Below are 12572 nucleotides of genomic sequence, written 5' to 3'. Positions count from 1 at the left end.
TTTTTATGCCCCGATTATTCTTTGTTTGTACTGTGTTTAGAAGGAAGACAAAGGTCCAATTTTTTCTTTTCAAAAAAAAATATTGCAGGTATTGATTATTTAAAAATATATTTGTATGTATAATTTAGCACCTAAAATGATACACACAACACACTCAATACGAGTACGTTACGCAGAAACAGATCCTATGAAATACGTATACTACGGCAACTATGCAACATACTTCGAAGTGGGGAGAGTTGAGCTCTTCAGAAGCATAGGAATTTCATACGATGAAATTGAAAACCAAGGAATTTGGCTTCCTGTTTCGGACTATAAAATTAAGTATATCAGACCAGCTTTGTATGATCAAAAATTAGAAATCCATACTTATGTTAAAAAAATTCCAGGAGTAAGAATCGAATTTGAATATGAAATTTACAATGAAGAGCATATTAAAATAACAGAAGCTTCCACTACTCTATTCTTTCTGGATGCAAAAACCAACAAGATTATTAAGTGCCCCGATTTTCTGATGGAAATGATAGAGAAGAACTGGAAAGGAGCTTAGATGATAGGAATTAGGTTGCAGGAACCAGGGAAATTTTCTGTGAAATAGTAATAAAGATTTTTTAAGGTATAAGAAACAAGAGCCAAGATTTAAGATATTCGGATAATAACAAAACCGTTCAACCGGGAACAAAAAAGAGCAATCAGTAACATTAAACCCAAAACCTTGAATTTTGAACTCTATTTATGAATTAATTCGCACCTTTGTACCTTTATTTTAATCATCCCTTATATATTATATTATGAAGATTGCATTTTTGGGACCTCATGCCAGTTTCACCCAGCTTGCCGCAGCCCAGTTGTTTCCTGATGAAGAGTTATTACCACAAGCCAGTATTCTGGATTGTTTTAAGGCTGTTGAAAACGGAGAAGCAGTAAAGGCTGTTGTACCTTTGGAAAACTCTATTGAGGGAACGGTTTCTATGACGCTGGATTATTTATATAAAACCCCGTCTATTAAAATTGAAGCAGAAGCGGTAATGCCTATTGCGCATCACCTGATGATTCATCCGGAAAATTCTATTGAGAATATTGAAAGAATATATTCACATCCACAGGCCCTGGCACAGAGCTTCCATTTTCTGGATACACATTATAAGGAAATTCCGAAGCAGGATTTTTCTTCTACAGCTGCTGCTGCGAAATTTGTTTCAGAGAATAGGGAGACTGCTATTGCAGCAGTTGCCAACCAGTTTGCCGCCAATTTATATGGACTGAAAATCATCAACCGTAATATTCAGGATTTTGAACAGAACCACACCAGATTTATCATTATCTCTAAACAACAGAGTACATACCAAAATAACAAGCTGGAAACTTTAGGAGAAAAAGCAGGAATGCTGATCACGCTTCCTGAAGATCATCCAGGTGGGCTACATCAGGTTTTATCGGTTTTTGCATGGCGAAAGATGAACCTCAGCAAAATTGAATCCAGAACATTAAAGACAGGACTGGGCAATTATTTCTTCTTTATTAATGTAGAAGGACCCTGGAAAGAAGTCTTACATGGAAACGCCCTCAAAGAACTGGAATCTATCCATGCTAATGTTGATTTTCTTGGAAACTATAAAGAATTCCTCCTGGAGAGCTAGAAAAAAGTAGATAAATACACTAAAAACACTGCCATTAAAGCAGTGTTTTTGCTTTTAAACCTATTAAAAACGAGAAAAAAAAACAATTTATATAGAGAAAAATCAGGTGTCCAACATCTTTCTTTTATCACAAAAATAACCCACACAACGGAGAGAAAATTTCATCTTTAAACACCTTATAAACAGACGATTAATCAATAGTCAAATATAATAACTCGTAATTAAATTATGTAATAACATTACCCAAAATACAAACATATGTTTAAATATATTACATCATATTAATGTTAAAATTATAAATTTCACAATGATGGGTATAATTTTTATTGTATATTTGCTAAGCAACTAATTAAAAATCTTGATCATGAAAACCAAACTTTACAGCTTAATGTTAGCATGCGCAACCCTACCTTTATTTTCGCAAGTTGGTATTAATACAGCTACTCCATCCGCAACCCTAGACGTTAATGGAACACTGAAAGTTAGAGATACACCCGCAGCTACAGCATTACCTGGCTATCAGGTTTTAGCAATTAACCAGGGAAGTACTCAGGTTTACTCTGTAGATCCTGCGCTGTTAATAGCCGCATCAGGAACCAACACTACGGTATATGCAGCAAAAAAAACAACCGGTATCAACCTTTTGAGTGTGGGAGTTTTCCCTGCATCCTTCCAGCCTGTCAACTTTGTAGCAGCTGACCGAAATATAGGTAGCGCAGCTTTATTTACAGATACTGACGGTTCTTACACCATCCCATCTACAGGAGTATATGCTATTGGATTTGCATTCAGATATGGTACAGGGCTACAGGCATCATTATTATCAGGAGGGCCGGGAATTGGAATCGCAAGAACCAGAGCAGCAGTGTCAACAATAATAGACACTCGCCCTTTCAGTGGTATTAATCTTGCGCTAGCAATCAACCTAACACTTTCTGACTCCAGCATCAACTCTTTATATTCATTCCAGGCAGGAGATAAAGTCTCTTTTGGACTTGTAGATTCTGGTGTTATTAATGCAGGCCTTCTAGGATCCAGTATTGCATCATTCTACATTTACAAAGTATCCAACTAGTAAAACATATTGTTAGTTATCTATACCATTTAACCCATCACAGTATAAGTGATGGGTTAATTTTTTAAATAGCTTTTCAAACATTTCTCTATATTTGATAAAACTAATGAAATGAATGAACTTGTTGCTGTCATCATACTTATAGTAATCTTCATCATTTTCAACAATCTGAATACTAAAATCAGAAGACTTGAAAAGGAAATCTCGGACCTTAATCATAAAATAAATAAGGCTCCGGCTCAATCTGAAGTGATTCATCAAAAAAACTCACCGGAAGAAACTATTGTTCCTCAGCAAGTACAATCTCATCATATTGTTCCTGAAGAAACAAAACATGGGGAAGAAAATGAAGAAGTCCCAACACCAGCTCAAAAAGACTGGCTGGCTCCTGTTTTTGATTTTTTAAAACAAAATGCACTTACCATCATTGGTATTTTTACTCTTGTTCTCGGAATCGGTTATTTTGTGAAGTATGCTATTGATAAAAACTGGATTGGAGAAACAGCAAGAGCAGGTATTGGTTTTTGTACCGGAGCAGGAATTATTATTACAGGACATTTCCTCAGAAAGAATTATACAGCATTTGCCTCTATTATAACCGGAGGCGGAATTGCTGTGTTATATTTCACGGCAACCATTGCTTTCCGGGAATATCATCTTTTTACACAAAATACAGCTTTTGTTATCACCGCACTGATTACAGCAGCATCCATTATCTTATCCTATTACTATAAAAGTGAAGTCTTAATTATTTTCTCTTTAATAGGAGGCTTTAGTGCTCCTTTGATGATCAGTACCGGGCAAAGTAACTACCCTTTCCTTTTTATTTACCTGACTCTTTTAAATATTGGAATGCTGGTTGTCTCTTTTCTTCAACACTGGAAAAGCGTGGGATGGACTGCCTATATTTTTACTACCGCTTATCTATTTTATTGGACGAATGTGAGCCCTGAACTTTTAAGTATCACTTTCTACATGATCAGTTATGTGATTTTCTACCTTTTTGCTCTGCATGATTACATCAGGAAAGGTATACTTTCAACATCTGATATCTTAATACTTGCTTTTGCTAATTTTTCGAGTGTTCTGGGACTGTTCTATATTTTCGATACTTTAGCCTATGAACCTCCAATTATTTTTCCGCTTGTCTTTGCTGCAGTCAATTCTATTCTGCTCTTCAGAGAATATGGGCGCAAAAACTTCGGAATTGCTTATTCTGTATTTGCAGGACTCGTTACCAGCCTTATCACCATTGCCATCGCTATTCAGTTTAAAACCCATCTTATCACCAGTATCTGGGCCATAGAAACTACCCTGCTTCTTTTTATCTGGAAAAAAACAGGTCATAAAATTTTCAAGATTTTCTTTTACATTCTTTTTCCATTGGTTATGATCGCTCAGATTGTTACCTGGACAGAATATCTGGGAACAACAAATTTTAATATCATATTCAATCCTCCATTTATCACCAGTTCGTTTACCATCATTTCTATAATGATCAATTTATACTTGTTAAGAAATACAGGAAAAGAGTCACAGGAAAAAGTTAATACCTTTTTTGAAGACCTGGTTACCGTGGTGAGCTATGGAGTTATTTATTTAAGTCTTCTTTTTGAGCTTACCTACCACGTTTCAGAGATGCCCTGGTCAGCAATTGTCAGCATAGGACTGCTATTCAGTATTTATTATCTATTTACATTACTCCTTTTCAGAAAACCGCTGAATATCAGAAGTGATGTTCAAACCGTTCTGATTTATCTGTTTTTCTTTCTGATAACTCTTAATACTTCAATTTCTACACTACCCGTTGTCACGGCTGTTTTAACGAAAAAACTTCATTTAAGCTTTTACCTACTACATCTGCTTCAGTGGATTCCTTTTATATATGTAATTTCACGAATCATTCCGTCATCTGAATTTCATAAAGTCAGAATTTCTTACTGGATCCTGTCTTTGGCACTTATCATTTCCGTAAGCTGTGAGCTTCATCATTCTTATGTTTTAATGGTTTCCAATGACATTCCTCATTCTTATGAAGCAAGCGCACACTTCAATATTCTCTACCTTCCTATTATATGGACTATTCTTGCCAGTATTTTTATTTATATGGGCCTGAAAAAGGATATCCAGGAATATAACAAGGTTGGTTTCGCATTGATAGGGCTCATGGTTTTAAAACTCTACGGTTATGATGTATGGCAAATGGATAATATTTCAAGAATCAGCGCCTTTATTGCGCTCGGAATTATCTTATTATTAAGTTCTTTCGCTTTCCAACGACTGAAAAATATCATCAGAAACATGGTTGATAAAAAAGACAAAAGCGAGGAAACTACAGACTGATACTCAAGATAAAAGTTTTTATTATAAATAAAATGTAAAACAATCTAAGATTTCATTCACATTTTATAAAAAATAACTATATTTATCACGTTTTTAACAGTTACATATTCTGATTATGAAAAAATTACTCTACTCTTTTTTAATACTCTCTTCTGCTACTTTATTTGCACAGCAAAAAAATCCTGCTGTGAAGTTTGCAGTCGCTGACAACGCCGTCGGAACAGTAGAATTGTTCAATGCGAAAAAGAACGTATTGCAGGTTTCTAAAGTATACAATACTCCGGCAAGTCTTCCCCAAAGTTTAAAAAAATACAGTTCTGTTTTTACAAAAGGGGTGACTGAATACAAATTCAAAAACGGAGAAAATATACTCGACAGAATGGCATTATCCAATATGAATGCTCAATATAATCTTCCGGCAGACAATCCTGTATTTATTGAAGGTTATGAATTTACAGATACCAGCACAATGATCTATCCTGAGATCAAGAAAAGAGCAGAAACAAAAGATTACAACGGTAAGAAAACATTGTTTATCTATACTACCGAATAACTTGAATAATATAAAAAGGATGCCGTTTTTCAGCATCCTTTTTTATTTTTAATATTTATTGTTCCATTTTTTCTTAAGCTCCTCATAAATCTTCTTTTCCGTAGAGTTATTACCGGGCTCATATAATTTCACATCCCTGATTTCCTCAGGAAGAAAGTCCTGTTCTACAAAGTTTCCTTCATAAGAATGGGCATATTTATATTCTTTTCCGTAATCCAGATCTTTCATCAGTTTTGTAGGAGCATTTCTCAAATGAAGCGGTACCGGCAGATTTCCGGTTTGCTTCACCAAAGCCAACGCTTCATTAATGGCCATATAAGCAGAATTACTTTTAGGAGAAACTGCAAGATATACAGCTGTTTCACTTAATATAATTCTCGCTTCAGGATTCCCGATCACATTGATCGCCTGAAAACAATTGTTGGCAACCACCAGCGCATTCGGATTAGCCAATCCCACATCCTCAGCAGCCAGAATAAGCATTCTACGGGCAATAAACTTAATATCTTCTCCGCCGGCAATCATCCTTGCCAGCCAATAAACAGCACCATTAGGATCACCCCCACGCATTGACTTGATAAAGGCTGAAATAATATCATAATGCTGCTCTCCGTTTTTATCGTACAGCGCCATTGTTTCCTGAAGAACTTCAAGAACATCAGTATTGATGATTTCTTTGGTGTTTGAATTTTTATATTGATTCAAAACCAATTCTATAGAATTGATTAACTTTCTGGCATCACCGCCCGAATATTGAATGAAAGCTTCTTTTTCAAGGATTTTAAAATCAGTCTCTTCATCTTTATTATATCTTTCAGAAGCAATATCAATCAACTCCTCCAGTTTTTCATAGCTCAAGGCTTTTAAAATATAAACCTGACTTCTTGAAAGCAATGCTGAAACCACTTCAAAGCTTGGGTTTTCCGTAGTCGCTCCTATCAGAACAATCCAGCCTTTTTCTACTGCATGCAGCAGCGAATCCTGCTGGGATTTATTGAAACGGTGAATCTCATCAATAAACAGGATGGGAGATTTCCCTGAAAACAGATTTTGTTTTCTGGCATCATCAATTACATCCCGAACATCTTTTACTCCGGAAGAAACGGCAGAAAGTTTATAGAATTTTCTTCCCGACTGCTCTGAAATAATTTCAGCCAATGTAGTTTTCCCGGTTCCGGGAGGTCCCCAGAGAATCAGCGAATTCAGGGTGTCATTTTCAATCATTTTTCTGATTGTTCCTTTATCGCCGGTAAGGTGTTCCTGCCCCAATACATCGTTCAGGATTTTGGGTCTTAATTTTTCAGCTAATGGAATATTTTGATTCAAAGTAATTCTTTTTTTAAGATCAATGTTCCGGACTTTTGATCCCCGAAACTTATAACAAAATTAAACTAATTTTCATTTTTTTACCCTATTTTTGCATTGTTTTGAAACTTACATTCAATAAAATCATTACATTTCCGCTGGTAATTTTGATAAAATTTTACCAATGGTTCATCTCGCCCTTACTTCCCAAAAACTGCCGGTACGAGCCCACCTGTTCTCATTACATGATTGAGTCTCTTCGGGTTCATGGGATCTTTAAAGGATTCTGGCTGGGATTTAAAAGAATTTTAAGATGCCATCCGTGGGGAGGCAGCGGTTATGATCCCGTTCCACCCAAACATAAATGTCAATAATCAAACTATTAAATCAATAGAAAATGAATACTATTTTTTTCAGAATTTATCTTGTGCTGTTTGCGTTCACAACGCAGCTTCTTTTTGCACAGGAATACCCTGGGGGGTTATCTGACGGAACTTTAGATATCAACGGAAACAATGTTCCGGTAAAAATCTATTCTACCACAGAAATGGGAGACCTGACCGCTTTTCCGGACAGAGCCATTAACAATAATGTTGTAGTTATCCTTAACGGATCCAGCCTTGAACCTGCTTATTATAATTATGCGGCTTCAGCATTGGCAAGATTCAAGGATTCCAAATATCAGTTTTTTGATAAAAATTTCAAGCTGATAGACGCTCCTGCTACCCAGGAAAATGTTACAACATTCAAATATGCGGTAAAATCTGCAAAACCTATCACAGATTCTGATAAAGTAGAACTTGAAACTTCATTTAAAATATGGGATCCTTCAAAAGGTCTTCATATCGGCTCATTCACGCTTCACTTTTATAGTTTGATGTTTGTATTTGCATTTGGTTTCGGATATGTTTTAATGACCAGAATCTTTAAGATTGACAATATTAACCAAAGATACCTGGAACCTCTTTTCACATGGACTTTAATTGGAACAATCCTTGGAGCAAGACTAGGACATGTTATTTTTTATCAGCCGGAATTATTTAAAGAGGATTTCTGGAGTGTATTTTTACCCATAAGCACAAAAAATGGTTTTAAATTCACTGGATTTTCAGGACTGGCAAGCCATGGAGCGACTATTGCTTTGATTTTCACCACTCTTTATTATTCATTTAAAATCATCAAAAAAAATCCATTCTGGGTATACGACAGATTAGGTATTGTAGTAGCTTTAGGAGGTGCTTTTGTAAGGATGGGAAACTTTTTCAATTCTGAAATCGTTGGTAAACCTGCAGATCCAAACTCTCCTTTTGCCTTGCTTTTCCCACAGCAAAGCAGTGAATATGGTCTTACCGTACCCCGCTATCCAAGCCAGCTATTCGAAGCTGTAGGGTACGTTCTTCTTTTCATTTTATTATGGATACTTTACAGAAAAACAGATAAAAAATATCAGCAGGGATGGTTATTCGGTTTGTTCTTTATTATTCTTTGGGCCATCAGATTCTTTGTTGAGTTTCTTAAAGAGCCGCAAGGTGACGAATTCATCCAGATTGGAGGTCTGAATACAGGCCAGGTACTTTCTATTCCGTTTATGATTGCAGGAGTTGTTATTATGATCATTTCCAAGAAATTTAAGATCACTCCGGAAGAAAATGAGAAACCGGAATATATTGAAAAAGCATAAGCACACACTGGAAACTGAAAAACTCCGGTTTTAAGATAAAAAAGGCAAATTTGTAGCGCTACAAATTTGCCTTTTTCTTTTTAAGTCTATTTTAAAAAGCCATTCAGCTCATTTATTCTGTTACAAGCTCTTCGCAACTTTCGTGTTCAGCTCCTCAAAAACATTTCCGAATTCACCAATAACATCTGTAGGAAGCATAGATTCTTTTGAATATTTTTCTGAAGCAAGATCAGCCGATCTCCCGTGAAACCACACCCCTAAAATACAGGTTTCTTCTTCAGAATAACCCTGCGCTAAAAGTGAGGTCAGAATTCCGGTAAGGATATCTCCACTGCCTCCTTTCGCAAGACCTGCATTCCCGGTTATATTGTAAAATACATTTCCCTCCGGAGTAATAACTTGTGTATGATGATCTTTCAATACAATATAAATACGATGTTCTTTTGCTTTTTCTCTGGCCAGGTCTAGTCTCTTAAAAGAATTTTCCGTACTTCCGAAAAGCCTTTCAAACTCTTTCGGATGAGGAGTAATGATTGATTTTTTTGGGATTAATTTTAAATTTTCTGATTTTTTAGAAATAATATTCAATGCATCAGCATCCAGAACCAACGGGCTTGTATAGTTTTTCAGAAAGCTCAGAAAACTTTTTTCAGTTTCTGAATGAGTTCCCAATCCAGGTCCTATGCCGCAGATAAAATCTTTATCTACCTCTAAGCTGGTTACAAACTGCTTTCCTCCTGCTATAAACATAGCTTCCGGACATGAGGTCTGCAGTATCTCATATCCACATTCCGGTGCCAGCGTAAAGGTTAGGCCAGCTCCGGTTTTTAAGGCCGATTGTGTAGCCAGAACAGCAGCACCTATTTTCCCGTAACTTCCTCCTATGATTGCAGCCTTGCCATAGCTTCCTTTATGAGAAAACTCCTGTCTTGGCTTGAATACAGATTCTATCAGCTGATCATCAATGATAAAGTATTCCGCATCAGTTGTATCAGCATAGGTTTTGCTTAAGTCAATATCCAGTACTTCCACTTTTCCGGTATATTTTCCGGTTTCGGGATGCAGGAATGTTCTTTTCCAGCATTGAAAAGTCAGGGTATAATCAGACTTCAGAATAACTGGATCATTGTCAAATATTTCATCTGCAGACAACCCGGAAGGAACATCAATGGATATTTTAATATTCTTTCGGGCGTTCAGCTGCTCAACAAGTTCTTTGTACTCACCTACCAATGGTCTGGATAAACCTGTTCCGAAAAGAGCATCAATAATGATTGTTTTATCATCAAAATTATAGTGTTCACTCTGATCATATTTTCTGACCGAAATTCCTGACAAATCACGGAGTCTTTTCAAATTAACCAAAGCATCTTCCGAAAATTTCCGTTTGGAATCACCTATAAATACATCTACATCAAAGCCTTTCAGGTACAGTATTCTCGCTACCGCCAATCCATCTCCTCCATTGTTTCCGTTACCACAAAATACGGCCAGTTTTTTATGATTTTTACAGTGTTCCGAAATCCAGTGGGCTGCAGCCATCGAAGCTCTTTCCATCAATTGGATGGATGAAACCGGCTCATGGGAAATTGTAAAATGATCCCAGCTGCGTATCTGTTCTGCGGTAAAAATCTTCATAAGTAAAACAAACTTTTAAGCAAATTACAAAAGATTTTTCATTATGATGCCACCTCAATAATAAAAATAGGGAGACCTCATGAATGAAATAAAGGATCTGTATAATGCTAAAATATTCATTAAACCTAATTCTATGAATTCATCATAAAACTCAATGTTTTGGGAATAAAAAACTATAAAAATTAGTGTTTTTTACATTTTTAAATTATATTTTTGTGTATATACTAATTAAAAAAATATAAATTATGGGATTTGTTAAAGAATTTAAAGAATTTGCCTTTAAGGGGAATGTTCTCGATCTGGCTGTCGGTGTGATCATTGGTGCAGCTTTTGGTAAAATTGTTTCGTCTTTAGTGGAAGATGTAATCACTCCTCTGATACTAAACCCGGCATTGAAAGCAGCAGGTGCAGAAAACATTGCAAAACTTTCATGGAATGGTGTTGCATACGGAAACTTCGTTTCTGCTGTAATCAGTTTCCTTTGTATTGCTATGGTTCTTTTCTGGATTATTAAATTTGCGAATAAAGTGAACAAAAAAGAAGCTCCAGCTCCTGCAGGACCTACTGAAGATCAAAAATTACTGACAGAGATCAGAGATTTATTGAAAAGCAAGAATATATAATCTGTAATCTCACAACAGTTTAAAAATAAAAAAGCACCTCCATAGAGGTGCTTTTATTATATCATTTCAAATTAATTATTGAATCTGTAAAATACTTGAAATCTGCTCAGCCAGGGAAAGTCCTATCCTGTCCTGTGCTTCAAGAGTAGAAGCTCCTGTGTGAGGGGTAAGAGAGATTTTAGAGTGACTAAGGATTTCTTTAGAAGGTGTTGGTTCATTAATGAAAACATCTAATCCTGCAAATCTTACTTTACCGGAATCCAATGCCTGAATCAACGCTGCTTCATCAATAACTCCTCCTCTGGAACAGTTGACAACAGCTACTCCGTCTTTCATTATTTCAAATTCATTCTTGCCAATCATATAGCCTTCTTTCTGAGCCGGAACATGCAGCGTAATAAAATCTGAATGTTTCAAAACCTCCTGTAATGGTTCTGTTTCTATATCAACATTGATAAACTGGTTGTTATAAAACTTTACTTTAATGCTGGCTTTTCCTACATTATTATCAGCTGCAACCACTCTCATCCCTAGTCCTAAAGCAATCCTGGCTACTTCCTGGCCAATTCTTCCCATCCCAACAATACCAATTGTCTTTCCTCTCAGTTCGATACCGGCAGCATATGCTTTTTTAAGACTTCCAAATTCAGTATCTCCTACCAAAGGCATTTTTCTGTTGGAATCCTGAAGAAATCTTGCGCCGGAAAATAAATGGGCAAAAACAAGTTCAGCCACTGATTCCGAAGAAGCTGAAGGAGTATTGATCACGTGGATTCCTTTTTCTCTTGCATAGTCTACATCAATATTATCCATACCTACTCCACCTCTGCCAATAATGTCTATAGATGGGCATCCGTCAATAATATCTTTTCTTACCTGCGTAGCACTTCTCACCAATAGAGTTCGGATTTTGTGCTCGTTAATATAATCTACTAAAAATTCCTGTGAAACTTTTGTAGTGATCACCTCAAAGCCTTTTTCTGTCAATGCATCTATTCCAGATTGATCCAGGCCGTCGTTTGCTAAAACTTTCATAAAATATCGAGTATATTAAAAAATGAAAGATTTAAAAATTAAAGGAACTGATTCACATTTAATCTTTAAATCTTTGAATTATATTTTTATTCGCCGTCTTCTTTGAATACTTCAATGGTCACTTGCTTTTCTACCAAATCTGTAAATCTTCCTTTGTATCTTGTAGCTCTTACCAGGTGATTATCTATCCAGTGATAATTTCCTCCTCTTGGTTTTCCGCAAAGTACGCTGTGGTATTTGAAGCCATGCTTATCCAGCCAGTCTATGGTGATTTGTTTCAGATTTTCGGTTCTTGAAGTAAAAAAGCAGATCTGATGCCCTTCATCATACCATCTGTTGATAGTTTCCAACGCATCAGGATAAGGTTCGCAGGTCACCATTCTTTCCGGTTCTTCGTTGGGAACGTCATCTGTAATGGTTCCGTCGATATCTATTAAGTAATTTTTTATGTCATCCTTTAGAATAGGACTAATGTGTTCAATGTATTCTAATTCCATTACTAAATATTAAGTAACAAAGTTAGCGTTTTTACAACTATCAGGCACGTTAAACTTAGTTTATGTTAAAAATATACTAAAAAAACTATTATTTAAAGAATTATATCAATATTTTATTAGTCATTTCATTACAAATAGTTAAAATTTTTCGTTTTGATATTTCTTTTTATGAGTAATATATA

At 35.8% G+C, this 12572-nt stretch carries 12 protein-coding genes; 8 read left to right on the top strand and 4 right to left on the bottom strand.

What is annotated here, in order from left to right; genetic code table 11:
• Window positions 1–136 precede the first annotated feature (136 nt).
• The 5 genes from KYG33_RS22395 (at window position 137) to KYG33_RS22375 (ending at window position 5611) form a co-directional block, all read left to right on the top strand.
• On the top strand, window positions 137–550 hold the full coding sequence (locus KYG33_RS22395) for an acyl-CoA thioesterase (RefSeq protein WP_077415044.1): 414 nt from the start codon (window positions 137–139) through the stop codon (window positions 548–550).
• A 241-nt stretch (window positions 551–791) separates the two neighbouring features.
• Window positions 792–1640, top strand: coding sequence for a prephenate dehydratase (pheA, locus tag KYG33_RS22390; protein ID WP_180565543.1), 849 nt, complete (start codon window positions 792–794; stop codon window positions 1638–1640).
• Between the two features lie 364 nt (window positions 1641–2004).
• Window positions 2005–2715: a hypothetical protein gene (locus KYG33_RS22385; protein ID WP_077415048.1), complete on the top strand. Its 711-nt coding sequence runs from the start codon at window positions 2005–2007 to the stop codon at window positions 2713–2715.
• Between the two features lie 111 nt (window positions 2716–2826).
• The gene (locus tag KYG33_RS22380; RefSeq protein WP_219072443.1) at window positions 2827–5058 is read left to right on the top strand and encodes a DUF2339 domain-containing protein; all 2232 of its coding nucleotides are present in this window, start codon (window positions 2827–2829) and stop codon (window positions 5056–5058) included.
• A 115-nt stretch (window positions 5059–5173) separates the two neighbouring features.
• Window positions 5174–5611, top strand: coding sequence for a hypothetical protein (locus KYG33_RS22375; RefSeq protein ID WP_077415052.1), 438 nt, complete (start codon window positions 5174–5176; stop codon window positions 5609–5611).
• Window positions 5612–5659: 48 nt separating this feature from the next.
• Here KYG33_RS22375 and KYG33_RS22370 read toward each other — a convergent pair whose 3' ends face one another.
• Complete coding sequence (locus KYG33_RS22370) at window positions 5660–6937, bottom strand: replication-associated recombination protein A (protein ID WP_077415054.1); 1278 nt, start codon at window positions 6935–6937, stop codon at window positions 5660–5662.
• 101 nt (window positions 6938–7038) lie between these two features.
• Between KYG33_RS22370 and yidD the strand changes: the two genes are divergently transcribed.
• Window positions 7039–7290 (top strand): membrane protein insertion efficiency factor YidD, encoded by a 252-nt coding sequence (yidD, locus tag KYG33_RS22365; RefSeq protein ID WP_047423501.1) that lies wholly within the window; start codon window positions 7039–7041, stop codon window positions 7288–7290.
• A 503-nt stretch (window positions 7291–7793) separates the two neighbouring features.
• Window positions 7794–8597, top strand: coding sequence for a prolipoprotein diacylglyceryl transferase (gene lgt, locus KYG33_RS22360; protein ID WP_257469013.1), 804 nt, complete (start codon window positions 7794–7796; stop codon window positions 8595–8597).
• A 120-nt stretch (window positions 8598–8717) separates the two neighbouring features.
• Here lgt and KYG33_RS22355 read toward each other — a convergent pair whose 3' ends face one another.
• Complete coding sequence (locus KYG33_RS22355) at window positions 8718–10235, bottom strand: NAD(P)H-hydrate dehydratase (protein ID WP_219072442.1); 1518 nt, start codon at window positions 10233–10235, stop codon at window positions 8718–8720.
• A 245-nt stretch (window positions 10236–10480) separates the two neighbouring features.
• Here KYG33_RS22355 and mscL point away from each other — a divergent pair, with 245 nt between their 5' ends.
• Entirely contained in the window at window positions 10481–10858 is a 378-nt protein-coding gene (gene mscL, locus KYG33_RS22350) for a large conductance mechanosensitive channel protein MscL (protein ID WP_077415058.1), read from the top strand.
• A gap of 75 nt (window positions 10859–10933) precedes the next feature.
• Here mscL and KYG33_RS22345 read toward each other — a convergent pair whose 3' ends face one another.
• Together KYG33_RS22345 and KYG33_RS22340 are read right to left on the bottom strand one after the other, a co-directional pair.
• On the bottom strand, window positions 10934–11893 hold the full coding sequence (locus KYG33_RS22345) for a D-2-hydroxyacid dehydrogenase (protein WP_077415060.1): 960 nt from the start codon (window positions 11891–11893) through the stop codon (window positions 10934–10936).
• Between the two features lie 86 nt (window positions 11894–11979).
• Entirely contained in the window at window positions 11980–12390 is a 411-nt protein-coding gene (locus tag KYG33_RS22340; protein ID WP_077415062.1) for a phosphoheptose isomerase, read from the bottom strand.
• Between the last annotated feature and the right edge of the window lie 182 nt (window positions 12391–12572).

It is taken from the genome of Chryseobacterium sp. D764 (genome assembly GCF_019317325.1).
Classification (GTDB): domain Bacteria; phylum Bacteroidota; class Bacteroidia; order Flavobacteriales; family Weeksellaceae; genus Chryseobacterium.
Note: the sequence above shows the minus strand (reverse complement) of the source record. Positions and strands in the feature narration are given on the sequence as shown.